Below are 25,709 nucleotides of genomic sequence, written 5' to 3'. Positions count from 1 at the left end.
TGTTAGCGTTGACATCTCAACACTAAGAAGAGGCGAGTTGATATGTCAACACCAGATGGCGGAGCTCCCGAGCCGGACGAGCCCATGGGCGACGCCGCACCGGAGCCCGTCGACCTCTGGTCCGCCTTCAAGCGCGCCCACGAGATCGTCCGAGCCCGCGTGATCGCGGACACCGCCGAGGCAGCGGGCCTGTCCGAGCCGGACCTGACGATCCTCGTCAACCTCGACAAGGCGGGAGGCGCCCTACGCCAGAGCGAGCTCGCCGCGTCGCTCGGCTGGGACCGCACACGCATCTCCCACCAGCTCACCCGCATGGGCAAGCGCGGACTCGTCACCCGTGAACGCGCCGGCGGGGTCACCGTCACCCTCACCGACACCGGACGCCAGGCCATCACCACCGTGCACCCCGGCCTGGACGCCGCGGTACGCCGCCACTTCACCGACAAGCTCTCCGCGCGGGAGATCGAAACACTGAGCGCCGTGTTCCGCCGGCTGTAGCGCCCGGAACACGAAGCCGGCAAGCCACCGGGCGCGCGATCACCGGCCCCCGACCAGGTCGGCCGGGCGGTCGTGAGCAGCTCCCACCCAGGAGGATCCCGACGTACGAGACGGGCACCCCTGGGCGTGGTTCCTTACGTCGGTAACAACATGATCAAGAGATGGTTCACTTTGTCTTCCGCTGGGTTCCGTGCACCCTTGGTGAAGATTATGTGATCTTCATTTGTCGAGCGGGGCGTGGCATCGTCGCGACGTAAGCGGCAGTGCCGACTCGTGGGGGGGGCGAGCGTGCCGACACGTGCCGTGTCGGGGGGCCCTGCTGTCATGCCCATGATTTGTACTGCCGGACAATCGAGAGATTGCAAGGCAGACCATGTCGCTGTTCAGAGACGTCGGCAGACGCCGACGTCGCATCCGGTCCACACTGACCAGGGCCACCAGCGCGACGGCACTCGCGACCGCCTCCGCCGTTCTGCTGGGACTGGTCCAGGCCGCGCCCGCCGCGGCCGACCCAGTGCCGGAGGAGGACACCGGTTACGTCCGGAACACCATCGGCGAGCAGCGGCGTCTGGACCGCTGTCTGACCGGGGTCGCGCTGCACGTCGGCGGGCCTCAGATGAAGACCAAGGCCATCGAGGGCCTGACGGGCAGCGACCAGCAACTCCGCGACGTCGTCGGGGACATCGGCTGGATCGGCTACGGCCCCCTCGGCCTGGCCGGCGACGCCGACGAGGAGGCGGGCGGCGTCTACGCCGACGCGGCCAGGGCCCGCACCAACGGCCTTGACGCCGCCAACAAGCCCTACCGTGAATAGGCTTGGGCCAGCGACGACATGGAGTGGCACGCGCCGGTGTTCGGCGAGGATGTCATCCACTTCACTAGGTCGACGGCTACCAGGACGGCAAGCTGATCGACGCGAAGTTCTGGAGCGACAGCGGCGTCATCGATCCCGTCACCGGCAAGTTCAAGTTCTTCGTCACGGCCCCGGTGACCGAGGCCAAGGCCCAGGTCGCGGGAGCCAAGGCCGCGAGCGGAGACACGTACACGCCCATCGTTTACTACGTCAGCTCTCCCGAGGCGGCAACCGCATTCCGGCACATGGTCGCGGACACTCCCGAACTCGTAGGAAAGATCGACGTCATATACATGCCATAGCATCGTCGGTGAGGCCTTCCCGGGAAAATCCGCTTTCCCGGGAAGGCCTCACCCCGATCGTTTCGGAAAGACCGCGGTGAGGATCCAACAATGAGTCGCATGCTGTTCGTACTCCGCTATCGGAACGGTGAACCCGAGCCCCTCGACATGGAACTCGTGCGGGAAGTCCTGGAGCCCTACATCGTCGAAGCCGACGAGGACCTCATGAACGGCGTGCTGATGCGGACCGCCGACGGCTACGAGGTCAACGTGGACGTGAACGAGGTCTCCGTCGGCGTCAACCGTTTCCCGCCCGGCCAGTTCTTCGACGTCCTGGCCGAACTGGTGGGCCGGCTCGGGGCGAGCGTGCTCCCCATGGACCGGCCGACGATCCTCCGTGAGGAGGGGGACCGGGCCCACCTGCCCGAGACGGCACAGGAGAGCGCCGTCGTCGTCCGGATGACGGGGCCGGCCCTGGAGGGCTTCATCAGCGGCTCCTGACCGGGTCGCGATGAGAAGGGGGCCTCCCCGGGCACAGGGAGGCCCCCTTCTTGTACGTGCCGGGGGGGCGGCGTCAGTCCGCCGTGCCCGCGATCCGCTCCAGCTGGGCCTTGATGACCGGCTCCGGGATCGCGGCCTTCTTCGCGTCCAGCATGTTCACGCCGTAGAACGCGGCGATGACTCCGCCCTTGCGGACCACCGTGTACGTCATGGGCACCTTCTGCTCGCCGATGTCGCCGGTGATCCGGTAGCCCACCGCCTCGTCGCCCAGCTTCGGCGCGGGAAGGCTCTCGACCTCGCCGTACGTCAGGCCCAGGGTCTTGAAGCCCTTGGGACATTCGGCGACGGCCATGCGGAGCTCCTTCATCACCCTGGGTGCGTTCTCCTCCGAGTGCGAGGCGAGCCACATGGACCCGACGGTCGCGTTGGTCGCCTCACCGGGCTGCAGGGAGCGGTGCACCGTGCTCACCGCGGGGATGTGCGTGAAGCCGCCGATCAGGCTGGCGAGTGGCTGGCACGCCTTCTTGTCGGCCTCCATGCCGCGGCCGGCCTCGACGTCCGCCTTGGCGATCCTCTTGGCGTCGAATCCCGCGGTCCTACCGGTGAGGGCGACCTTTTCGAGACTCTTTCCGTCGAGCGCCCCCAGTCGCTTCGCCTCGGCGGCCTCTTCCTCCTCGGCGCTCTTCGCGCTCGTGCTCGCCTTCGGCTTCCTGCCGTCGGATTCCTTCGATTCGCCGCTGCATGCGGATATCGCGAGGAGGGCCGGCAATACGGCGGCAATCGGGAGGGCCCTGCGCAGTTTCATGGTCGTTCCTGGCATCTCTCACTGGCGAAGAATAAGCAGAATGATCTTACCGGCGGCAGAGAGGCGTTCTCATTACGTTTTGACGTCGACCCAGTCCGTGCCGGACATCTCCGTCAGTTCCGCGAGCTCCCTCTCCATGCCGCCCCGCGCCGATCGCGTCCTCGCTGCCCGGCGTGTTCCAGGCCCACCGTCATGCGGCACGCGCTCACCGCCCGTGCCGGTCCCCGCTGATCACCCCCTTTCCCGTTGCGGTCCGCCCTCACCCGAACGGATGTACGTGTCCCCCGGGAACAAGCCCTTGTCCCGTAGGCCGTGCCGGGTGGCGAAGTTGGATCGATACTGAATCGAGCGGCGGACCGCCGCGGAGCGTCCTCGATCGCGCCCCAAGGAGCTGACCATGCGTCAGGAACTTCAGCGTCTGGTCAGCGTCAGTACGGCGGAAAGCCGTTTCGGAGCGCCGGGGACCGCCACGATCGCAGAGTAGCCACAGCACCCGTGACCTGCGAAAACCACGGACAGAGGCATAGTTTCCAACCGACCCGGGAGACACCCATGAAGATGCTGATCAATGTGCCGGAGACCGTGGTGGCGGATGCCCTTCGGGGGATGGCCGCGGCGCATCCGGAGCTCTCCGTCGATGTGGCCAATCGCGTGGTGGTACGCGGGGACGCGCCCGTCGCCGGGAAGGTCGGGGTGGTCTCCGGGGGCGGGTCCGGGCATGAGCCTCTGCACGGAGGGTTCGTCGGGCCCGGAATGCTCTCCGCGGCCTGTCCCGGTGAGGTGTTCACGTCCCCCGTGCCCGATCAGATGGTGCGGGCGGCCGCCGCCGTCGACAGCGGGGCCGGGGTGCTGTTCGTCGTCAAGAACTACACCGGCGACGTCCTGAACTTCGACATGGCCGCCGAGCTGGCCGAGGACGAAGGCATCCAGATCGCGAAAGTGCTGGTCAACGATGATGTGGCGGTGACGGACAGTCTCTACACCGCGGGCCGGCGCGGTACGGGCGCGACGCTGTTCGTCGAGAAGCTGGCGGGCGCGGCGGCCGAGGAGGGGGCGCCGCTGGAGCGGGTCGAGGCGATCGCCCGGCGGGTGAATGACCGCTCACGGAGTTTCGGTGTGGCCCTGAGCGCCGTCACCACGCCCGCCAAGGGCAGTCCGACCTTCGATCTGCCCGAGGGAGAGCTGGAACTGGGCATCGGTATCCATGGCGAGCCCGGCCGCGAGCGGCGCGCGATGATGACCTCACGTGAGATCGCCGACTTCGCCGTGCACACGGTGGTGGAGGATCTGCGGCCGTCCGGCCCGGTGATCGTCCTGGTGAACGGCATGGGCGGAACACCGCTGCTGGAGCTGTACGGATTCAACGCCGAGGTGCAGCGGGTGCTGACCGAGCGGCGCGTTCCGGTGGCCCGTACGCTCGTCGGCAACTATGTGACCTCGCTCGACATGGCGGGCTGTTCGGTGACGCTCTGCCAGGTGGACGAGGAGTTGCTGCGGCTGTGGGACGCGCCGGTGCAGACCGCCGCGCTCCGCTGGGGTCGCTGAACACCGCGAAGCGGACTACGGCGAAGCGGACTACGGCGAAGCGGAGTACGGCGGAGAAGCCGGATACGGCAAAGAAGAGGCAAGGCCGGCCGGGACGTCGGGGCAGGCACAGAAACTGGGACGGCAGGGCACGACCCACGGGCGAGGGAGTTCACGTGACCGATCAGAAACCCGACCGGACGCTCGACACCGACTTCTTCCGCCGCTGGCTCACGGCCGCCACCGCCATGGTGGAACGTGAGGCCGGCCGGCTCACCGAACTGGACTCGGCGATCGGCGACGCGGATCACGGCAGCAATCTCCAGCGCGGTTTCCGGTCCGTCATGACCGTGCTGGGAGAGGAGTCACCGGCCGGCCCCGGGGCCCTGCTGGTGCGGGCGGGACGGCAGCTCATCTCCACGGTGGGCGGGGCGTCGGGGCCGCTCTACGGGACACTGCTACGGCGTACGGGCAAGGCGCTCGGTGACGCCCCCGAGGTCACACCGGAGCAGTTCACCGAGGCGCTGCGCACCGGGGTGGCGGCCGTGGCCCAGCTCGGCGGGGCGAAGGCCGGGGACAAGACCATGCTGGACGCGCTGGAGCCGGCGGCCGAGGCGCTCGGCACATCGTTCAGGGCGGCGGCGGAGGCAGCGGAGAAGGGCGCCCTGGCCACCGTACCCCTCCAGGCGCGCAAGGGCAGGGCGAGCTATCTGGGCGAGCGGAGCATCGGGCACCAGGATCCGGGCGCGACCTCCTCGGCCCTGCTGATCGCCGCGCTCGCCGACACGGCGGAGGCGACGCCATGAGCATCGGGAAACCGGTCGGCATCGTGCTCGTGTCGCACAGCGGACCGGTGGCGGAGGCCGTCGCCGCGATGGCCCGGGGGCTGGCGGGAGGCGGCACGACCGCGCCGGTGGCGGCGGCCGGGGGCACCCCTGACGGCGGACTGGGCACCAGCTCCGAGCTGATCTCGGCCGCCGCCGCGCAGGTGGACCGAGGCGCGGGAGTAGCGATTCTGGTGGATCTCGGCAGCGCCGTGTTGACGGTGAAGACACTGCTCGCGGAGGGTGACGAACTCCCGGACGGGACACGGCTGGTGGACGCCCCGTTCGTCGAGGGAGCGGTGGCCGCGCTCGTCACCGCCTCGGCGGGCGGGGACCTGAACGCGGTCGTCGCGGCGGCGACGGAGGCGTACCAGTACCACAAGGAGTGAGCGAACGGGCAGACGAGGACGGGTGGGTGAGCCCGGGGAAAGGACGGGCGGGACGGGACGGGCAACAGGACCGAGGAGCCGCCCACGCCGTCCGCATGGCTCGGAGAACGGTGAGAACGGCTCACAGTCGTCGTGATCCACGCATCGCCCCACAGGAATACTGAACCCTCACGGATCGGCCGCGGCGGCCGGCCCGTTGTCGGTACAGGACCCCCGGAGGGACGAGCATGGCGAACGCGGCAGACGTGGAGACCGTTGGGGCGGAAGGGGACGGTCCGTACCGCTCCCCCGGCCGCCGGACCCGTCACGCCGTGATCATCGGAGGGAGCGTCGCGGCTCTGCTGACGGCCCATGTGCTCCGCGCCCACGCCGACCGGGTGACCATCATCGAGCGCGACCGCCTTCCCGAGGGACCCGAGCCACGGGCCGGGGTTCCGCAGAGCCGCCACACCCATGTCCTGCTGGAGGGCGGGCAGCGGGCGCTGGACGAGCTGCTCCCGGGCATCGTCGCGGAGTTGCGCGAGCACGGCGCGCCCCGCGTGGGGATGCCCAGCGACATCGTGCAGTGGCAGAACGGGCGCTACTACCGCCGCACCGCCGCCACCGCCCATCTCCTCACCGGTACCAGGCCGTTGCTGGAGTGGCTGGTACGGCGCCGGGTGCTGGCCGAGCGGCGGATCACGGTGCTGGAGGGCACGGAGGTGGTGGGACTGCTCGGTGACTCCGACCGGGTCCGGGGGGTACGGGTGCGCGAGCGCGGCGCGGAGACCCGTCATGACGTACGGCGGCTCACCGCCGATCTGGTCGTGGACGCCTCGGGGCGCGGCTCCCGCGCACCCGACTGGCTCGCCGCGATCGGTGCGGAACCGCCTCACGAGGAGACGCTCGACACCGGGCTCGCCTACGCGACCCGGCTCTTCCGTCAGCCCGGTCCTCACCACGACGGGAGCGACGCCGACACCGGCGCGCACGCCGACGCCGACACGGGCGCGCACGCCGACGCGGACACCGCCGCGAACGCCGATGGCAACCGCGATGACAACGCCGTCGGAGGTACCGGAGAAAGTACCGACGGAGGTACCGGCGGAGGTACCGACAGGGACGCCACCGACGGCACGGACAGCGTCGGCTACTACTTCATCCCCGGGCGCGGCCAGGCCCGCGGCGGGGTCGCCCTCCCTGTCGAGGGCGGCTTCCATCTCGTCACCCTCTCGGGCCTGCGCGGGAGCGAACCGCCCTCCGACGAGGAGGCGTTCATCGACTTCACGGCTCGGCTCGCCCATCCGGTGCTGCACGACTGGCTGATGAAGGCCCGGCCGGAGTCCGGGGTACACGCCTTCCGCGCGACGGCCAATGTCCGGCGCAGGTACGACCGTGCGGGCCGCCGCCCGGCCGGTTTCCTCGCCGTGGGCGACGCGCTGTGCGCCTTCAACCCGGTGTACGGGCAGGGCATGGCGGTCGCGGCGCTGGGCGCGATCGCGCTCCGCGACACGCTGGCCGATCCCTCCCGTACACCCACGACACGCCGGGTACAGCTCGCGCTGCTCAACGCCTCACGACAGGCCTGGAACATCGCGTCCGGAGCCGACAGGGCGCTGCCGGGCGCACGGGGCGACGCGGCCCGGACACGTGTGGTGGACCGGCCCGCGGCCTGGTATCTCGCCCGGGTGGTGCAGCGGGCGCCCGGTGATCCGGTCGTCGGAGAGGCGTTCCGCGCCGCCACCTCGCTGATGGCCCCGGTCTCCGTGCTGTTCGCGCCGCGTGTCGTACGCGCGGCGCTGTTCGGCCCCGTCCGGCCGGCCCCCTCGGAGCCGCCGCCGTGGAAGGAGCGGACGGCGGGCTGACCGCGCGGCGCGCGGCCACGGCCGGCGGCGCGAACCCGTCGGCGTGGCGGCGCGACCCCGCACACGGGACGGAGCGCCCCTCGCACGCCCCTCCTCCCGTCGTCCCCTTGCCCGTCCTCCCGTCGTCCCCTTGCCGCTCTCCCGTCGTCCTCCTGCCGTGTCCTCCCGTTGCCGATCGCCCGCCGCGGGCCCAGGCTCACGGTGAGGGGCGTAGCCAGGGAGCCTCGGCCTCGACACGGAGCCTCGAAGGGAGTGGCATATGACATCGGGCCTGGAGTCCGGCGGCGGGCTGCGCTGTCTGGTGACGGGAGCGACGGGGTACATCGGCGGCCGGCTGGTACCCGAACTGCTGGACGCGGGCCATACGGTGCGCTGTCTGGCCCGCACGCCGGACAAGCTGCGCGATCACCCGTGGGCGGACCGTACGGAGATCGTGCGCGGCGATGTGACCGACGCGGGATCGGTCGGCGCGGCCATGGACGGCATCGACGTGGCGTACTACCTGGTGCACGCGCTCGGCACCGGACGGGACTTCGCCACCACGGACCGCCGCGCCGCCCGGATCTTCGCCGAACGCGCGAAGGCCTCGGGTGTCCGGCGCGTCGTCTATCTGGGCGCTCTCACCCCGGCCGGTGTCCCGGAGCGCGAGCTGTCGCCGCATCTGCGCTCGCGCGCCGAGGTCGGCCGTATCCTCCTCGGCTCGGGAGTGCCGACCGTGACGCTGCGGGCCGCGGTGATCATCGGTTCCGGGTCCGCCTCCTTCGAGATACTGCGCTATCTCACGGAGCGGCTGCCGGTGATGGTGACACCGAGCTGGGTCCGTACGGCGATTCAGCCGATCGCCGTAAGGGACGTACTGCGGTATCTCGTCGGCTGCGCGCGACTGCCCGCCGAGATCTGCCGGTCCTTCGACATCGGCGGCCCCGAGGTGCTGACGTACCTGGACATGATGCGGCGTTACGCGGCGGTGGCCGGACTGCCGCGGCGGCTCATCCTTCCGGTGCCCGTCCTGACGCCGCGGCTGTCGAGTCACTGGATCGGTCTGGTCACCCCGGTGCCGCGTTCGATCGCCCGGCCGCTCGCGGAGTCCCTGCGGCACGAGGTCGTCTGCCACGAACGGAACATCACCCGGTACGTCCCCGACCCGCCGAGCGGTCCGGTCACCTTCGACCGCGCGGTCGAGCTGGCGCTGCGGCGCATCCAGGACGCCCAGGTGAGCACGCGCTGGTCGTCGGCCTCGCTGCCCGGCGCTCCCAGCGATCCGCTGCCCACCGATCCCGACTGGGCGGGCGGCAGTCTCTACACCGACCGCCGCGAGCTGGCCGTGAACGCCTCGCGCGAGTCGCTCTGGCGTGTGATCGAGGGGATCGGCGGCGACAACGGCTGGTACTCACTGCCCCTGGCCTGGGCGGTACGGGGCTGGCTCGACCGGTTCGTCGGCGGGGTCGGACTGCGCCGCGGCCGGCGGGACGCGCAGCGGCTGCGGGTCGGTGACTCACTGGACTTCTGGCGGGTCGAGGAGATCGAGCCGGGCAGACTGCTGCGGCTGCGCGCCGAGATGCGGCTGCCGGGACTCGCTTGGCTGGAGCTGTGGGCGGAGCAGGACGACAAGGGCCGTACGGTGTTCCGCCAGCGGGCGCTGTTCCATCCCCGGGGGCTGCTCGGGCAGGCGTACTGGTGGAGTGTCTCCCCGTTCCACGCCGTGGTGTTCGGCGGGATGGCCCGCAATATCGCCCACGCGGCCGAGTCCGCCGAGTCGGCCGAGGCCACGACAGGCGCCTTGGCGAAAGGCACCGTCACCGAGGAACCGGCCCGGGGCTGACACCACGCGTCAGAGCGGTGTGGCGGCCTTCAGCACGAGAAAGAGAGTGATCGTCGCGTTCGCCGAGGAGAGCGCGGAGCCGAGCGTTCCTGCGGCGGCCGTCCAGACGGCCAGACCCACCGCGGTCGACATCGACGGCCAGTTCACCGCGGTGGGCGCGGGCTCCAGCAGGGCCGCCACCCGGCGCGGCACAGGGCCCGGTGCGGCGAAACCGGCCAGTGTCGGGGTGGGTGTGCCCCGGGAGACCAGCGCGGCCTTGCCGATGGCCCGTGCCACGACCGTACGCTCCCCGGTCACCCGGGCCGCTTCCTCGTCCGCCCACCGCTCGGTCGTGTAGGCGACGGCCGCGCGCAGCGGGCGCAGCAGCGGATTGGCCCGCGCCGCCAGCCGTACGGCCAGCAGATACCGGTGGTGGCCTCCGGTGAGATGAGCCTGCTCGTGGGCGAGCAGCGCGGCGCGCTCCCGGGTGTCCAGACAGTCGAGCATCCCCGTGGACACGACGACCCGCCCCCGGCCGTGCCCACCTCCTCGCACAAGGGCACGGGCACGGAAACAGACACGGATACGGGCACGGGCACCGGCACCGGCACCGGCACGGGCACGGCTACGGCTACGGCTACGGGCATCAGCGCCCGTGCCTGCGTCCGGCAGCCGGGCCGCGGCGGAACCGGGCAGTGCGTAGGCGTACGGCACCGCGTCGGTCAGCACGGCGAGTTCGCCGCCGGGCAGCCCGGCCAGGGCACGGTGTGCGCGGCGGCGCACCCGGCGATGGCGCCCCGCCGCCGCCGTACAGCCGACGGCGACCACGGCGAGGGCGACGATGGCGGCCTTCCCGGCGATCTCGTCGTACGGGACGGCCTCGCGGACCTCGGGGTCGGACCAGGCGTCCGGCAGCGGGTTGCCGGGCAGCTGCGCCGTACCGACCACCACCAGCAGCCCCAGACAGAGCGTGCTGCACAGGGCGAGCACACCGGCCAGTCCGGACAGCAACCGGGTGGCGACACGCGGATGGAGATGGAGTTCGGCCAGGCGCGCGATGGGCAGCGCCGTCAGCGGCAGGACGAGCGGCAGAAAGACGAACACCCCCACCCCGTCAGCCCTCCGCCCCGTCCTCGGGGTCCTCGGGCAGGCCGAGCAGATCGCGCAGCAGCCGTTCGTCGTCCTCGGAGAGCGCGGTGACGAACCGGGCCAGGACCGCCTCGCGGTCCGCCTCCCCGTCCAGTACTTTCCGCATCCGCAGGGCGGCGAGCCCCGCCTCGTCCGAGGCGGCGCGCCATTCGAAGGAGCGGCCCGCCCGCTCCCGGGTGACGGCCCGTTTGGCCTGGAGCCGGGTGAGGATGGTCATCACCGTCGTGTACGCGAGATCCCCGCCGAGCCGTTCCTGCACCCAGGCGGCCGTGACGGGCCCCGGCGCCTGCCGCAGCGCGGCGAGTACCTGGGCCTCCAGCTCACCCTGGCCGCGCCGGCGTGGGCGCTCGTCCGGACCGTTCGGACCGTCCTGCCCGTCCGGTCCGCCGTGCACCCTCACGTTGTCTCCCTCCAGCCACGCGACCGCGCCGCGTGGCAGCCGTTCATGCTACTGAGCCCGGCGTCGCCGCGTGAGCCCGGCGTCTCCGCGCTGACGCGGGCACCCTGGCACTGATCTTCTACACTGCTGTAGATTCTATGGTGGCCGACGGCCCGCCTCGACCACACGTGAGACGGGCACGGCCGAAACAGGGGCACAGGACGCGGGGCGCGCGTTCTGTGCCCCGTCCGTCGTGATCCGGTGCCGTGATCCGGCCGTACCGGTCAGTGGTACCGGTCGGCCGTGACGGGCCGGTCAGCCGTGACTGGGCGCCGCGTCCGTGGCCCCGGAGGCGGGAGCCCCCGAAGCGGGCTTCTCCGCGGCGGCGTCGGCGGATACGGCGGACACGGCAGCCTCGGCGGGCGCGGTGGACGCGGTGGACGCGGTGGACGCGGCCGGCGCCGCGGGCTTCGCCTTACGGGTGAGACGCCGGGCCAGCGGCTCCGTCCAGCGCGCGGCCGGCGGGCCGAGGATCACCAGGATCAGGACATACGCGGTGGCCAGCGGCCCGATCCTGGGCTCGACCCCGACCGCGAGTCCGGCGATGACGATGGAGAACTCACCGCGCGCCACGAGCGTGCCGCCGGTCCGCCAGCGGCCCGCCGTTCGGACCCCGGCGCGCTTCGCCGCGTACCAGCCGGTACCGATCTTCGTCAGAGTGGTGACCGTCGCCAGGATCAGGGCCGGGACCAGCACCGGCGGGATGGCGGCCGGGTCGGTGTTCAGCCCGAAGAAGACGAAGAAGACCGCCGCGAACAGATCGCGCAGCGGGGCGAGCAGATTGTGCGCGCCCTCGGCGACCTCGCCGGACAGCGCGATACCGACGAGGAACGCGCCGACGGCGGCGGAGACCTGGAGCTCCTGGGCCACTCCGGCGACCAGGACCGTCAGCCCGAGAACGACCAGCAGCAGCATCTCGGGGTTGTCGCTGGAGACGGCGCGGCTGATCAGCCGGCCGTGACGCAGGGCCAGATAGAGGACCGCGCCGACCGTACCGAGCGAGATCAGCAGGGTGAGGCTGCCACTGGCGAGGCTGAGTCCGGCGAGCAGGGCCGTGAGCAGCGGCAGATAGACCGCCATGGCGAGGTCTTCTATCACCAGGACGCCGAGGATCACGGGGGTTTCACGGTTGCCGAGCCGGCCGAGATCGCCGAGGACCTTCGCGATGACTCCCGAGGAGGAGATCCAGGTGACACCGGCCAGGGCGACGGCGGCGACCGGACCCCAGCCCAGGACCAGCGCGGCGAGTGCGCCCGGCACGGCGTTCAGGACGAAATCGACGATGCCGGAGGGGTACTGGGTCTTGAGATTGCTGACGAGTTCGGAGGCGCTGTACTCAAGGCCGAGCAGGAGCAGCAGCAGGATGACGCCGATCTCCGCGCCGGTGGCGATGAACTCCTCACTGGCGTTGAGCGGAAGCAGGCCGCCATGGCCGAAGGCGAGTCCGGCGAGCAGATAGAGCGGGATCGCGGAGAAGCCCACCCGACCGGCCAGCCGGCCGAGTATGCCCAGGACCAGGATGACGGAGCCGAGTTCGATGAGCAGTGCGGTGGTGTCGTGCACGGGCGTCTATCCTCCGGTGATCAGTTCGGCGACGGCGTCGACGCCTTCCCGGGTACCGACGACGACGAGGGTGTCCCCCAAGGCGAAGCGGAAGTCCGGGGTGGGCGAGGGAAAGGCGTCCGTGCGGCGCAGCACGGCCACGATGGAGGCGCCGGTACGGCTGCGCACCTGGGTGGCGCCGAGGGTGCGGCCCACGTACGGCGACCTCTTGGTGACCGGGATGTGCTCGGTGAGCAGATCGATCTCCAGGTGCTGATGCAGATGCGCGACGGGGTCGGGCATCAGCAGCTTGGAGAGCGCGGTCGCCTCGTGCGGGGCGAGGGACGCCGCGTCCTTGCAGTTGTCGTCGTCCTCGGGATCGTGGAAGGCGAGAATGCGCCGCCCGTCCTGGTGTGCGACGACCGACAGATGCTTTCCCGCGTCCGTGTTCAGGTCGTAGCGGGTACCGACCCCGGGCAGGGCGGTTTTACTGACATGAGCGGTGGGCTCCATGAATACGCTCCATACGGGCGTGCCGAGAGGTCTTCGGACGCGAGGCCCCGTCCGGGTCGGACAAGGCCTGGGCCCCTGAGTACGCGGCGGATGCGTGCTACCCGCCACCATCAGGAATTCTGCATCATCCGGCGGCGGGACCGGCCGGGACGGGCATGGAGCGGGCTTGGAGCGGGAATTCACGCGGGCCGGGATGGGCAGACAGTGGGTGGCGCCCGCGCGAAGGGCGCGTACCGGCGCCGCACACAGGGAACCGCGCCGGAACGAGCGGAACCACAAGCGGAACGAGGCGAGACATGAACCCGGGCAACCGCTGGGAGTTCACCGACGACCGTGGCCATCTGACCGTCGTACAGAACCGCCCGGCACGGGTGGTGACCTATATACAGGCGGGCGCGACCCTGTGGGACCACGGGTTGCGCCCCTTGGGTGTCTTCGGCTCCCACCACGACGGCGGGACCCCCGATCCGGCGAAGGCGGGGGAGCTGCCCCTCGGCGAGCTACGCGACTTCGGGGCGGGCAGCGCCCTCGATCTGGACGCTCTGTTCGAGGCGGAGCCGGATCTGGTGATCGCCGTCAGCTACGGCGGCGGACAGGTATACGGCATCGATCCCGAGGCGGCCAAGCGGCTGGAGGAGCGGCTGCCCGTGGTCGTCCTCGATGTGGGGAAGGACCGTACGTTCGACGGCATCAGGGACCGGTTCACGGCGCTGGCCCGCTCGCTGGACGCACCCCGTCCGCCCGCGGTGGCCGAACTGGAGCGCGCGGAGTCCCGGCTGCGTGTCTCGGCGGCGCGGCCCGGTGCCCCCCGGGTGCTGGCGCTGTCGGCCGCCGATCCGGAGACGGCGTATCTGGCCAGACCCCTGACCTGGCCGGATCTCCGCGCCCTCGGTGAGCTGGGGGTGGACCTGATCGAGCCCGAGGAGGGCGGCGGTGCCAACTGGCGTACGGCCGGCTGGTCCGAGGCCGCCGCCCTGGAGCCGGACATCGTGCTCACCGACGTACGCGCCAACGCGGCGCCGCGCGCACGGCTCCGTGACAACGCGCACTGGCGCGCCGTCGAGGAGCGGGCACGGATCGTGCCCTGGAATCCCGAGGTGCCGTACAGCCATCTCGCGCACGCCCGGTTCCTCGACACCGTCACGGACGCCGTCGAGAGCGTCCGCGCCGGGTAGAAGCGCCCTACGGTCCGGTGCCGGTCATGTGGAGGCATACACACATATTTGCCCTTGTCCTGATTTATTCCTCTGAATGGGTGGGATGGGTCGCGATCCGGTCGGAAAGCGATCCCGCCGGGGCACGCATGCGGTGTTCGTACCACCACCTGACGTAGGAGTTCCTATGCGTATCCGTACCGCGCTCGCCACCACCGCCCTCGCCGCCGCCGCTCTGCTGGGTGGCGCCGGTTCGGCGTTCGCCTGCGAGGGCCACGACTCCGCCTCCGTGGCGGCGGGCGGCTTCCAGAAGGAGGGTGGCAAGGGCTACTACCACAACCTGGGTGGCCCCGCGGGTATCACCGAGGGCGCCTCCTCGTCGCACAAGGCCGGCGGATGGTTCGGCTTCCTGGAAGTCTGAGTCTCCGCTCCACCGCCGATGACCGCCCTCCGCGCCTCGCGCGGAGGGCGGTCGGCCGTAGGGCGTGTTTCGAAAGTCCCGCCTGGCCCGCGACGCCTGGCACGCACGCTCGCCGCGTTGTCGGAGTCGTCCACGTACGTCCAGTACGAGCACGATCCTCCGCCTTGCGATCGCACGCACCAGACGCCGCGGGCCCCGCCCTCCGGGCGGACGGCGCTACTTTCGAAACACGCCCTAGTGGCGCAAGCGGCGCCCGCGCGCTCAGCGCGGAACCGCGTCCGGCTCGAACTCGCACCAGACCGCCTTGCCGTCCCCCCGTGGCTCGACCCCCCACCGCGCGGCCACGGCGTCCACCATCAGCAGCCCCCTGCCGGAGGTCGCCGCCTCGCCGGGGGTGCGGCGGCGGGGCCAGACACTGGAGCGGTCCTTGACCCAGAGGCGCACACGGCGGACCGGCTCGGGCAGGACCTCCAGGGTCAGCACCGCGCCGCTCTCGGTGTGCAGCAGCACATTGACCAGCAGTTCACCCGCCGCCAGCTCCACATCGTCGACCAGCGCCGCCAGACCCCAGTCCGCCAGGGCCTGGCGCAGCACGGCGCGGGTCTCGACCAGCCCCTCCGGGTCCGCCTGGTGGACGTACTGATGGATACGGGGCGCGTGGTCCGTACCGCGGTCGGGGCGGCGGCGCAGCACCAGCAGCGCCACATCGTCGCCGGTCCCCCACCGCTCCCAGAGCCGGTCCGAGAGATGGTCGGCCAGCGCGCTCGCCGCGCCCGGCCCGGATCTGACGATCTCGGCGAGCGTGTCCATACCGGCCGAGATGTCCCGGCCCGGCTCCTCGACCAGCCCGTCCGTGCAGAGCACCAGCGTCTCCCCCGGCAGGAGATCGAGCCGGGTCTCGGGGAAGTCCTCGTGGCCGAAGGTCGTGGCGAAGCCCAGCGGGAGCCCGCCCCGCAGATTGGGCCAGCCGGTTCTGCCGTCGGTGTGGCGGATGAGCGGGCCGAGATGACCGGCCCGTACGGCCCGTACGACACCGCTGCCCAGATCCACCTGGGCATAGGTGCAGGTCGCGAAGCGCTCGGTGTCGAGTTCCGCGAGAAAGCGCGAGGCACGCGCCAGTACCGTCGCGGGTGTGTGGCCCTCGCCCGCGAAGGCGCGCAGGGCGATCCGCAGCTGCCCCATGATGGCGGCGGCGTGGGTGTCGTGTCCCTGGACGTCGCCGACGACCACACCGACGCGGTTCCTGGGCAGCGCGATGACGTCGTACCAGTCGCCGCCGACCTCTCTGCCGCTCCATGCCGCGTGGTAGCGCACCGCGATCTCGGCGCCGGGGAACTCGGGGATGTCGCGGGGCAGCATGGACGCCTGGAGACCGGTCGCGAACTCGCGTTCCTGGTCGAAAAGGATGGCGCGCTGGAGGGACTGCGCCACGATCCCGGCGAGGCCCAGACACAGCGTGCGGGTCTCGGCGGAGAAGTGCGTACGCCGCCGGTAGAAGAGCGCGAGACAGCCAATGGAACGCGCCTGGGCGATCAGCGGCAGGAAGGCCGCCGCGTTGAACGCGAGCCCGCGGACATACGGCCGCAGCCGCGGGAAACGGTCGACGACGAGATCACTGAGGGAGGTGACGAAGCGCGGCCGCTGCCTCAGGACCGCCTCGGCGAGCGGCAGTGTTCCGTCGAGACGGTGCAGCCGCAGATCGTCCAGTACGTCCATGGACTCCCCGGTCAGCGCGATAAGCCTCAGGGTGCCGCCCTCGACCAGACCGAGCGCCAGTCCGTCGGCGCCGAAGCGCTCCAGTCCGCCCGCTCCGGTCAGTACGGCGGCGACATCGTCCACGGTGACCGCTCTGGACAGGGCTTCCGTGGTGCTCTGCACCAGACTGTTCAGCCCCGCACGGCCCATGTCGCCGGAGCCGGTCGCGCAGAATCCCGTCAGGTCCGCCGTCGCCCGGCGGACGATCCCGACGATGCGGTACGCGTGCCCCAGATCGTCGCGCAGGATCCGCCCGCGCGTATGGGTCCACTGCCGCATACCGGTACGGCGCAGCAGTTGGAAGTACGAGCCGTACGACGACCGGCCGTGCCGGACCGCCGCGTCCACGACGGCCGCGAGACGTACGCGCTCCTCGTGCGGGATACGGGGCAGCAGCGACTCCCCCGTACCGTCGTACTCGTCCGGGCGGAGATCGAAGACGTCGAGGGCCGCCGCGTCCAGTTCCAGGATCCCGGTCTCAAGATCCCAGTCGAAGCCGCCCACGCGAGGGGGCGCGAGTGTGTCGTCGGTACCGGTCGCCGCTCGGTCCCGGTCCCGACTGCGGTCCCGATCGCGTCCTGCCATGCGCCCCGCTCCGGAGGTGGGCCGGGAGCCCCGTCAGGTCGGCCGGGCTCCTCGTCGTCGTCCGGGACACACGCTCCGCGCCCCGTGGTCCGATACCCACGGCCGGGTCCTGTCACCCGGTCGCCAGGGCTCGTCCGTCCAAGCTCGTAGCGTAACTTTCCCGGCGAATCACCGCCAATGGACCCGTCACGCCCGTCACGCTTCGGAGCCGCGGGGAAACACCGCGTCCACCGCCGGCCGCCGGCCGGTCCCGCGTGGCCGGGACCGGAGCGTAACGATGGATACGCATACGCATGAGCAACGTTACTCCTGGTTGGTAGCATCCCTCCCATGAGCACGCGAACACGCATTCTGGAGGTGGCCGCCGAGCTGCTGGCGAAGTCGCCGAACGGGGACATCTCCACGCGCGCGGTCTGTGACGCCGCCCAGGTCGGCGCGCCGGTGCTCTACCGGCAGTTCGGTGACAAGGTGGGGCTCCTCTCCGCCGTCGTGGACTACGGCTTCGACGCCTATCTGGCGACCAAGCGGCTCCGTGAGCCGGGTACCGATCCGATCGAGGACCTGCGCGACGGCTGGGACACCCATGTCGCGTTCGCACTGGCGAACCCGAATCTGTACCGGCTGATGAACTCCCCCTCGATGCGCAAGCCGCCCGCCTCGGCCCTGGAGTCCCATCGGATCCTCACCCGCGATCTGGAACGCGCGGCGGCCCGCGGACTGCTGCGGATCTCCCCCGAACTCGCCGCCCAGATGGTCATGTCGGCCAATGTCGGCGTGGCGCTGACGCTGGTCTCGCGGCCCGCCACCTTCACCGATCCCGATATGTCACGGCGCGTTCGCGACGCGGTGCACGCCGCCGTGTTCACCCCCGGGGCGATGTACGACCAGGCTCCCGCCGTCGCGTCCGCCGCTTCCGACGGATCGGCCGCCGAGACCCCGGTGGCGGCGGCCCGGCTGGGGGCGCTGCTGCGCCGGTCACCGCGGTCGGCGGTCCTGACCCCCGCCGAGACCGCGCTGCTGTCCGAGTGGCTGGAGCGCGTGGCGAACGCACCCGACGCCCCCGTCCCCGCACCGGCGTCCCCCCACCGGGCCTTGTAGCACCCCGCGGACCACGTCCGTCACCCCGCGGCGGCTGTGCCGCCCGTACGAGACGACGTCAACGCGCCTCGGTCACCGGGCCGTTCCGGATCTCGCCCGGATCTCGCGACGATGTTTCAGACACTGCACACGCGCCATCAGATTCTGAAACGACACCTTCCCATCACACCCCGGACACCGCGCAAAGGCCGACAATCGCCGCGTCCCGTCCGTTATTTGTTGTCGGCAGCAGAACCAACCTTGGCTGCTTCGTGCACAACTCTTGACGTGTCCGAAACACGAGAGAAGCATCTCCCCTACCGAGAGAGCGCTCTCCGGTGTCTCTCACGCTCCGCCTGTCCGCTGTCTGACGACTCAGGAGACCTGCCCATGCACGCTCCTCCGCTCACTTTGCCGGTGTACCGGAGATCCACTCCGGGCCGTCGGCGAGGACTGGCCGCTTCGGTCGCGGCCACTCTGATCGCCTCGCTGCTGCTCCTCATTCCCAGCACATCCGCCCAGGCCGCGCCCACCCTGCTCTCGCAGGGCAAGCCGGTGACGGCATCCAGCCAGGAGAACGGCGGCACCCCCGCCTCGGGCGCCAACGACGGGAACACCGGCACCCGTTGGTCGAGCGCCGCGTCCGACCCCCAGTGGATCCAGATCGACCTCGGCTCCAGCGTCGCGGTCAGCCAGATCGTGCTGAACTGGGAGACCGCGTACGCCAAGGCGTACAAGATCGAGTTCTCGGCCAACGGCGTCGACGGGTGGACGCAGGCCTACGCCACCACCACCTCGCCCGGTGGCACGGAGACGCTCAACGTCTCGGGCACGGCCCGCTTCGTACGGCTGACGGGCACCCAGCGGGCCACCGCGTGGGGCTACTCCCTCTGGGAGTTCCAGGTCTTCGGCGGTACCTCGGGCGGCACCGGCGACCCGATCCCGGGCGGCGGTGACCTCGGCCCCAACGTCCTGGTCTTCGACCCGTCGACCCCGAACATCCAGGGCAGGCTGGACCAGATCTTCGACCAGCAGGAGTCGGACCAGTTCGGCACCGGCCGTTACCAGTTGCTGTTCAAGCCCGGTACGTACAACAACATCAACGCCCAACTGGGCTTCTACACCTCGATATCGGGTCTCGGTCTCTCCCCGGACGACACCACCTTCAACGGTGATGTGACCGTGGACGCCGGCTGGTTCAACGGAAACGCCACCCAGAACTTCTGGCGCTCCGCCGAGAACCTCGCGCTCAACCCGGTCAGCGGCACCAACCGCTGGGCGGTCGCGCAGGCCGCGCCGTTCCGCCGTATGCACGTCAAGGGCGGACTCAACCTCGCCCCCAACGGCTACGGCTGGGCCAGTGGCGGCTACATCGCCGACAGCAAGATCGACGGCACCGTCGGCCCGTACTCCCAGCAGCAGTGGTACACCCGTGACAGCTCCATCGGCGGCTGGACCAACGGCGTCTGGAACATGGTGTTCTCCGGGGTCGAGGGTGCTCCCGCGCAGAGCTTCCCGAACCCGCCGTACACCACGCTGAACAACACGCCCGTCTCCCGCGAGAAGCCGTTCCTCTACCTGGACGGCAACGCGTACAAGGTGTTCGTCCCCGCCAAGCGCACCAACGCGCGCGGCACCACCTGGGGCAACGGCGCTCCGCAGGGCCAGTCCCTGCCGCTCGACCAGTTCTATGTCGTCAAGCCGGGCGCGACCGCGGCGACGATCAACCAGGCGCTGGCCCAGGGGCTCAACCTCCTGTTCACGCCCGGTGTTTACCACATCGACCAGACCATCAACGTGACCCGCGCGAACACGGTCGTCCTCGGTCTGGGCCTCGCCACGATCATCCCCGACAACGGGGTGACCGCGATGAAGGTCGCCGATGTGGACGGCGTGAAGCTGGCCGGCTTCCTGATCGACGCCGGTCCGGTGAACTCCCCGACGCTGCTCGAGGTCGGACCGCAGGGCGCGTCCGCGGACCACTCCGTGAACCCCACCACGGTCCAGGACGTCTTCATCCGGATCGGTGGAGCGGGTCCGGGCAAGGCGACCACCAGCATGGTGATCAACAGCGATGACACCATCATCGACCACACCTGGGTCTGGCGTGCGGACCACGGCGCCGGCGTCGGCTGGGAGACCAACCGCGCGGACTACGGCGTCCGGGTCAACGGTGACGACGTTTTGGCTACCGGTCTCTTCGTCGAGCACTTCAACAAGTACGACGTGGAGTGGTACGGCGAGAACGGCAGAACGATCTTCTTCCAGAACGAGAAGGCGTACGACGCGCCGAGCCAGGCCTCGATCCAGAACGGCAGCATCAAGGGGTACGCCGCCTACAAGGTCGCGGACTCCGTGAACAACCACGAGGCATGGGGTCTGGGCAGTTACTGCAACTACACCTCGGACCCGACGATCCAGCAGGACCATGGATTCCAGGCACCGGTCAAACCCGGTGTGAAGTTCCACGATCTCCTGGTCGTCTCCCTCGGTGGCATGGGTCAGTACAACCACGTCATCAACAGCACGGGCTCGCCGACCTCGGGAACCTCGACGATCCCCTCGAACATCGTCTCGTTCCCGTAGCGCACACGGGGTCTCGTTCCCGTAGCACATACGGCGTCTCGTTCCCGTAGCACACCCGGCCCGGCCTCCCCGCGAGGCCGGGCCGGTCTGTCCGGCGGCCGGCCCAGGCCTGCCGCCGGACGGCGCAATCGTTCATACGATCGGCTCGGCGGTATCACCGCAATGCTCCGGCGTGTCAGACCGCGCCGGAGCCCCCGCCGTTCCCGCTCAGCGCACGGATCAGCCCCCGCCGGGGCGGCGCACTCCCCCGGCGCGCGAATGGCGATGCCTCACGCCCCCGCCCAGACTTGACGGCATGTCGGGCAAACGAAGCGCGGGTCTCCTCCTGTACCGGGTCATGGACACCGGTCTCGAAGTGCTTCTCGGACACATGGGCGGACCGTACTGGTCGGGCCGCGATACCGCCGCCTGGACCATCCCCAAGGGTGAGTACGGATCAGCGGAACGGCCCGAGGACGCGGCCCGCAGGGAGTTCCAGGAGGAGCTGGGGCTGCCCGTGCCCGAGGGGCCGTGGACCCCCCTCGGCGAAGCCCGCCAAAGGAGTGGCAAGACCGTCACCGCCTGGGCTGTCGCGGGTGATCTGGATCCCGCGGCGGCCGTCTTCGGCACCTTCGCCATGGAGTGGCCCAGGGGGTCGGGTGTGGTGCGTGAGTTCCCCGAGCTGGACCGGGTCGGCTGGTTCCTTTTGCCGGATGCCGTGGAACCGCTGGTAACGGGACAGCGAGTGTTCCTCGAACGACTGGACGAGTGCATAGGCGGCGACCGCCGTCCGTCTCCGTCCGGTCGCTAGAACACCCGCTGCCCCGAAGCCGTCCAAGGAACCGTCCGAGGAGCCGTTCAAGGAACCGTCCAGGAGCCGTCGGGGCCCCGCCACCCAGTCCAGGAACCAGGAAGGGCATCATCCCCCGTGCACCCTCGCACCTATGTCCTCATCGCCGTCGGTTCGGCCCTGCTGGCCGCCGCGGCCGTCCCCATCACCGTGCTCCCCGCCCTGGCCCAGTCCACCGACGAGCCGCCCCCCGTCCCACGGGCCGAACGCCGAGGAGTCCCGGGACCGCCGGCCGGGCGGCCCGCGGCGGGACCGCCACCGCCCGCCCGAAGACCGCCGGCCGGAGGCGGACCGTCCACCGAGGGGGGACCGGTCACGGCCGAGGCCCTGCTCTCCAAGGTCAGCCACTGCCAGCAGATCTCCAACGGCCTCTACCGCACCAGGGAGAGCTCCACCACCGCGGTTCCGGTCTGCGACGCGAACGGCGCCGTCTTCTGGAAGGCCGACATGGACATCGACTGCGACGGCCAGGTGTCCGACCGTTGCAACACCAGGACCGACCCCTACTTCCAGAGCATGACCGCCTACACCGAGTCCAGCGGCCGGGCGCTCAACGCCAAGGAACTGCCGTACATCGTCGTACCGACCCCCAGCGCCATCTGGAACTACCGCTCGTCGGGCATCCGGGGCGGGTCGGTCGCGGCGGTCATCCACGGGGACCGGGTCCAGTACGCCGTCGTCGGGGACACCGGGCCGCCCGGGATCATCGGTGAGGGATCGCTCGCGACCGCCCAGGGGCTGGGTATCGCGACCGATCCGTCCCGCGGCGGCGTCAACGAGGGGGTGACCTACATCCTCTTCAAGAACTCGGAGGTCGCCTCCCTGGAGGACCAGGACAGCGCCACCCTCCAGGGCGAGGAACTCGCGCGGCAGTTCCTGCTGGAGAACTGACGGCGGGTCGGACCAGTGGGCTGACGGCGGAACGGGGGGTGGTGTACGGCGGGAAGCCCCCGCCGCACACCACCCCCCGTCCGCGGTCGTCCCGGGTCGTCCGGGGTCGTCCGCGTCAGACGATGCCCTCGGAGATCTCCGACTGCTCGCGGGCGTTGCCGTACGCCTGCGGTGTGCTGTACGAGCTACGGGCCACGTACCACCACACCGTGGCCAGGACCAGCACCACGGCCAGGGCGATCACCGCGTAGTTCATCGAGTCGACGGTCACCGGGTTCGACTGCGGCAGACAGAAGAGCACCGTGACCACGGCCACCCACACCACCGCGATCCAGCCGATCGGCTTGCTCCAGCGGCCCAGCGTCCAGGGTCCCGGCTCGAAGCGGTCGCCCGCGCGCAGCTTCAGATAGATCGGGATGGCGTACGCGGGGGTGATACCGATGACATTGATGGCCGTCACGGCGCCGTACGCGGTCGTGGAGTACAGGGACGGCACGGCCAGCAGGCACGCGACGACGACGGAGAGCCAGACCGCGGGGACGGGCGTCTGCGTACGGCTGCTGACACGGCGCCAGAGCGCGGAGCCCGGGAGGGCGTTGTCACGGCTGAAGGCGAACACCATCCGGCTGGCGGCTGCGACCTCCGCGTTGCCGCAGAAGAGCTGCGCCACGATCACCAGCAGCAGCAGCGCGGTGGCACCGCCGGTGCCGAGGGCGTCGATCAGGATCTGCGCGGGCGGCACGCCCGTGTCGCTGTTCCGGGTGCCCGCGTAGTCCTGGATCGCGAAGGTGAGTCCGGCCAGCAGCGCGAAACCGGCGATCCAGGAGACCCAGATGGCGCGGACGATACCGCGCGCCGCCGACACCGAGGCGTTGGAGGTCTCCTCGGAGAGATGCGCGGAGGCGTCGTATCCGGAGAAGGTGTACTGCGCCAGCAGCAGACCGATGGCCGCCACATAGACGGGGTTCTCCCAGCCGGTCTCATTGACGAACTCGGTGAAGACGAACGACGGCGACTGGTGGCTGTCGGGAATGATCGCGAGAGCGCCGACGATGATCGCGACACCGGCCAGATGCCACCACACACTGATCGAGTTGAGCACGCTGACCAGGCGGACGCCGAACAGGTTGAGGGTCGCGTGCAGCAGCAGGATGCACATGAATATGACCATGGTCCAGCCGGGCGTGGGGTCGAAGCCGAACTGGAGATTGAGGAAGGCCCCGGTGAAGAGCGCGGCGCCGTAGTCGATACCCGCGATCGCGCCCAGCAGTCCGAGCAGGTTCAGCCAGCCGGTGTACCAGCCCCATTTGCGCCCGCCCAGCCGGTCGGCCATGTAGTACAGCGCGCCCGAGGTGGGGTACGCGCTGGTGACCTCGGCCAGTGCCATGCCCACGCAGAGGACGAAGAGACCGACGCCCGCCCAGCCCCAGAGCATCACCGAAGGGCCTCCGGCGCCCATGCCGAAGCCGTACAGGGTCATACAGCCGGAGAGGATGGAGATGACCGAGAAGCTGATCGCGAAGTTGCCGAAGCCGCCCATACGGCGGGCGAGGACCGGCTGGTAGCCCAGCTCTCGCAGTCGCTGCTCTTCGTCCTTCTGCGGCACGAGGTCGGCCTTCGACCACGTCGGCGGGGAAACGGACACGGAAGTACCTCCGGTGGGAAACACACCTGTAGGAGTCGGGGACAGGGATCGTGCGGCGGTGCTGGTACATGTGCGGTGTGGTGCGGGCGGAGCCGTGCGGTGGGTACGGTCCCGGTGGAAGCGGCTCAGCCGGACGGTCCGTTCCGCCCCTCGCGCACGGCGCCGAGGCACCGGCCGCGGGCACGGAGGAACACGTCCTCGGCCTGTGCCGCGTCGCCGGGACTCCGCGTACGGTACGCCCATGGCAGCGTGGCGTAGAAAGGGCCCAGCGCCTCGAACACCCTGGCCCCCGCGTCGAATTGGAGCGCTCCCCACAGGGCGTGCGCGAGATGGTTCAGATCGAGCAGGGACGCCTCGGCCAGGGCCGCGTGGTCGAACCAGAGACGCAGGGCCCGCAGGGCGTCCCGCGTCGCGTCCTCCGTCACCCAGTGCAGATCCAGGGCCTTCTCATGGCCGTTCTCCCGGCGGTAGCGCTCCACCCGGACATAGAGCGGCAGCACATGCAGGGCGGAGCCCTCGTGAGCCGCCGAGGCCGCCCACTGCACGAAGTTGACCGCCTCGGAGAGCGATCCGTCGGCCCGCCGCGCGTAGACGAACTGGAGCATGCGGTGGTACGCCTCGCGGTTGAACGGGTCGCGTTTGTCGGCCTCGGCCAGCAGGGCCCAGGGACCGGGGAACAGCATCGGCCCCGGCGGGGCGAGCCGGTGCTCCTCCATCTGCTGCTTGCCGTCGAGCTGGGCCAGTGCCAGCAGACACACCCAGGGCACCGGATCGGCCGGCGCGTGGCGCGTGGCCGCGCGGCACGCCTCCCATGCCTGCTGCCACAGTTCCTGGGTACGCGAATGTCCCTCACGGTGGGCCCGTACGGCGCGCTCGACCATGACGCGCATATGCATCACGGTCGCGGCGAGACTGCGCGGTTCCTCGGTGCGCCAGGCCTGTACGGCGTCGGAACCGGCGGCCACGGCGGCGAAGACCTGGGTCCGCTGGGTCCACAGTCCCCAATCGGTCGTCTCGGCGAGGAGGTTGCGCATCGCGACCCAGCGTCCTGTGCGCAGATCCTGTACCGCCGCGCGCAGTTCGTTGTCATGACCGGCCGGGTGGTACACCGGGCGGAAGTGATCGCCCGCCATCAGCTCGGCTCCGTCCGCCGGGGGCAGGACGGCCGGGCGGGGGAACCTAGCACCAGACCTCCACTCCCGTCCCTGGCGGCCCCTGGACACGGGCATGACACGCACGGACGGCGTCCAGGAACCCGGACGTCCCATGGGCCGTACATGGCCGGGCACGACCGAGGAAATATCCGGCTGAACATATGGTCGTCATAGATCCTCTAGGACGGTGGGGGGGTGGAGCGAGCGAACCGGGGTGCGTCACGCAGGTACGGACCTGTCGTGGCCGCGGGCAAGGGCGAAACCGGTCAAGGATGCCTGTCGCCGCGGCGATCAGTGTAGGGGCCGGAGTGACCGTGCTCGAACACTTTGCTGATCTTTCGCAACTCTCCGTTGATCAAGGCGGGTTGTGCCCTGCTCCGCGCCGTTGCCGGAGCGCTCCACGGGTACCGGAACCGGGCCCGCCGGCAGCGGCGCACGGACGGCCCCGGGAACCCTTGACGCCCGCTCTGACCTGCACCACGCTTTCGCTCAGCGATCACGTCCCAGCAGCGGAAGGCCCCACACGCCCCGAAGAGCCCCGAAGCGACCCGTCCCGGCGGACCCCTCGAAGTCCTGACCGGTCCGAAGCCGTCGAACTCACCGAATTCGCCGAAGAGAACGCCGAAGCGACCGAAGACAAGACCCCTGA

Annotated in this window: 22 protein-coding genes; 14 read left to right on the top strand and 8 right to left on the bottom strand. The window is 70.5% G+C overall.

The features are described 5' to 3' along the window. Positions 1-42: 42 nt before the first annotated feature. From OG214_RS36085 to OG214_RS36075, 3 genes are all read left to right on the top strand, one after another. The gene (locus OG214_RS36085; protein ID WP_405987152.1) at positions 43-498 is read left to right on the top strand and encodes a MarR family winged helix-turn-helix transcriptional regulator; all 456 of its coding nucleotides are present in this window, start codon (positions 43-45) and stop codon (positions 496-498) included. 373 nt (positions 499-871) lie between these two features. Further along, a complete protein-coding gene (locus OG214_RS36080; RefSeq protein WP_405987151.1) occupies positions 872-1,312 on the top strand; it encodes a hypothetical protein in 441 nt (146 codons plus the stop codon). 440 nt (positions 1,313-1,752) lie between these two features. After that, the gene (locus OG214_RS36075) at positions 1,753-2,133 is read left to right on the top strand and encodes a hypothetical protein (RefSeq protein ID WP_405987150.1); all 381 of its coding nucleotides are present in this window, start codon (positions 1,753-1,755) and stop codon (positions 2,131-2,133) included. 73 nt (positions 2,134-2,206) lie between these two features. On the opposite strand, the gene OG214_RS36070 is transcribed toward OG214_RS36075, so the two are convergent. Next, a complete protein-coding gene (locus OG214_RS36070; RefSeq protein WP_363084132.1) occupies positions 2,207-2,938 on the bottom strand; it encodes a hypothetical protein in 732 nt (243 codons plus the stop codon). Between the two features lie 552 nt (positions 2,939-3,490). Between OG214_RS36070 and dhaK the strand changes: the two genes are divergently transcribed. From dhaK to OG214_RS36045, 5 genes are all read left to right on the top strand, one after another. After that, positions 3,491-4,483, top strand: a complete 993-nt coding sequence (dhaK, locus tag OG214_RS36065) for a dihydroxyacetone kinase subunit DhaK (protein WP_363084133.1) — start codon at positions 3,491-3,493, stop codon at positions 4,481-4,483. A gap of 227 nt (positions 4,484-4,710) precedes the next feature. Next, entirely contained in the window at positions 4,711-5,268 is a 558-nt protein-coding gene (dhaL, locus tag OG214_RS36060) for a dihydroxyacetone kinase subunit DhaL (protein WP_363084140.1), read from the top strand. After that, complete coding sequence (locus OG214_RS36055; RefSeq protein ID WP_363084134.1) at positions 5,265-5,675, top strand: PTS fructose transporter subunit IIA; 411 nt, start codon at positions 5,265-5,267, stop codon at positions 5,673-5,675. Before dhaL ends, OG214_RS36055 begins: the two co-directional genes overlap by 4 nt. 227 nt (positions 5,676-5,902) lie before the next feature. Beyond that, entirely contained in the window at positions 5,903-7,519 is a 1,617-nt protein-coding gene (locus tag OG214_RS36050) for an FAD-dependent oxidoreductase (RefSeq protein WP_405987149.1), read from the top strand. Positions 7,520-7,778: 259 nt separating this feature from the next. Beyond that, positions 7,779-9,341 carry an SDR family oxidoreductase gene (locus OG214_RS36045; protein WP_405987148.1) on the top strand — a complete coding sequence of 521 codons (1,563 nt, stop codon included), beginning with the start codon at positions 7,779-7,781 and terminating at the stop codon, positions 9,339-9,341. A 9-nt stretch (positions 9,342-9,350) separates the two neighbouring features. Here OG214_RS36045 and OG214_RS36040 read toward each other — a convergent pair whose 3' ends face one another. The 4 genes from OG214_RS36040 to OG214_RS36025 all read right to left on the bottom strand — a co-directional run bounded on the left by OG214_RS36040 (position 9,351) and on the right by OG214_RS36025 (position 12,963). Then, positions 9,351-10,430 carry a M56 family metallopeptidase gene (locus tag OG214_RS36040; protein ID WP_405987147.1) on the bottom strand — a complete coding sequence of 360 codons (1,080 nt, stop codon included), beginning with the start codon at positions 10,428-10,430 and terminating at the stop codon, positions 9,351-9,353. 4 nt (positions 10,431-10,434) lie between these two features. Beyond that, positions 10,435-10,869, bottom strand: a complete 435-nt coding sequence (locus tag OG214_RS36035) for a BlaI/MecI/CopY family transcriptional regulator (RefSeq protein ID WP_363084138.1) — start codon at positions 10,867-10,869, stop codon at positions 10,435-10,437. A gap of 294 nt (positions 10,870-11,163) precedes the next feature. After that, positions 11,164-12,471 carry a cation:proton antiporter gene (locus tag OG214_RS36030; protein ID WP_405987146.1) on the bottom strand — a complete coding sequence of 436 codons (1,308 nt, stop codon included), beginning with the start codon at positions 12,469-12,471 and terminating at the stop codon, positions 11,164-11,166. A 6-nt stretch (positions 12,472-12,477) separates the two neighbouring features. Further along, positions 12,478-12,963 carry a TrkA C-terminal domain-containing protein gene (locus OG214_RS36025; RefSeq protein WP_363084291.1) on the bottom strand — a complete coding sequence of 162 codons (486 nt, stop codon included), beginning with the start codon at positions 12,961-12,963 and terminating at the stop codon, positions 12,478-12,480. A gap of 296 nt (positions 12,964-13,259) precedes the next feature. On the opposite strand from OG214_RS36025, the gene OG214_RS36020 reads away from it, so the two are divergent. Together OG214_RS36020 and OG214_RS36015 are read left to right on the top strand one after the other, a co-directional pair. Continuing rightward, positions 13,260-14,138, top strand: coding sequence for an ABC transporter substrate-binding protein (locus tag OG214_RS36020; RefSeq protein ID WP_405987145.1), 879 nt, complete (start codon positions 13,260-13,262; stop codon positions 14,136-14,138). A gap of 166 nt (positions 14,139-14,304) precedes the next feature. Next, complete coding sequence (locus tag OG214_RS36015) at positions 14,305-14,538, top strand: hypothetical protein (RefSeq protein ID WP_363084289.1); 234 nt, start codon at positions 14,305-14,307, stop codon at positions 14,536-14,538. 261 nt (positions 14,539-14,799) lie between these two features. Here the strand turns inward: OG214_RS36015 and OG214_RS36010 are convergent, their stop codons facing one another. After that, positions 14,800-16,878, bottom strand: coding sequence for a SpoIIE family protein phosphatase (locus OG214_RS36010; RefSeq protein WP_405987144.1), 2,079 nt, complete (start codon positions 16,876-16,878; stop codon positions 14,800-14,802). A 330-nt stretch (positions 16,879-17,208) separates the two neighbouring features. On the opposite strand from OG214_RS36010, the gene OG214_RS36005 reads away from it, so the two are divergent. The 4 genes from OG214_RS36005 (at position 17,209) to OG214_RS35990 (ending at position 22,261) form a co-directional block, all read left to right on the top strand. Then, positions 17,209-17,976 (top strand): TetR/AcrR family transcriptional regulator, encoded by a 768-nt coding sequence (locus OG214_RS36005; RefSeq protein ID WP_405987143.1) that lies wholly within the window; start codon positions 17,209-17,211, stop codon positions 17,974-17,976. Between the two features lie 369 nt (positions 17,977-18,345). Next, positions 18,346-20,541 carry a discoidin domain-containing protein gene (locus tag OG214_RS36000; protein ID WP_363082040.1) on the top strand — a complete coding sequence of 732 codons (2,196 nt, stop codon included), beginning with the start codon at positions 18,346-18,348 and terminating at the stop codon, positions 20,539-20,541. A 295-nt stretch (positions 20,542-20,836) separates the two neighbouring features. Further along, on the top strand, positions 20,837-21,331 hold the full coding sequence (locus OG214_RS35995) for an NUDIX domain-containing protein (protein ID WP_405987142.1): 495 nt from the start codon (positions 20,837-20,839) through the stop codon (positions 21,329-21,331). A 117-nt stretch (positions 21,332-21,448) separates the two neighbouring features. Then, entirely contained in the window at positions 21,449-22,261 is an 813-nt protein-coding gene (locus OG214_RS35990; RefSeq protein WP_363082038.1) for a glycoside hydrolase family 75 protein, read from the top strand. A gap of 115 nt (positions 22,262-22,376) precedes the next feature. Here the strand turns inward: OG214_RS35990 and OG214_RS35985 are convergent, their stop codons facing one another. Further along, the gene (locus OG214_RS35985; RefSeq protein ID WP_363082037.1) at positions 22,377-23,906 is read right to left on the bottom strand and encodes an amino acid permease; all 1,530 of its coding nucleotides are present in this window, start codon (positions 23,904-23,906) and stop codon (positions 22,377-22,379) included. Between the two features lie 125 nt (positions 23,907-24,031). Further along, positions 24,032-25,039, bottom strand: coding sequence for a hypothetical protein (locus tag OG214_RS35980; protein WP_363082036.1), 1,008 nt, complete (start codon positions 25,037-25,039; stop codon positions 24,032-24,034). Positions 25,040-25,709 lie beyond the last annotated feature (670 nt).

The organism is Streptomyces sp. NBC_00872, from assembly GCF_045161915.1.
Lineage (GTDB): Bacteria > Actinomycetota > Actinomycetes > Streptomycetales > Streptomycetaceae > Streptomyces.
Note: the sequence above shows the minus strand (reverse complement) of the source record. Positions and strands in the feature narration are given on the sequence as shown.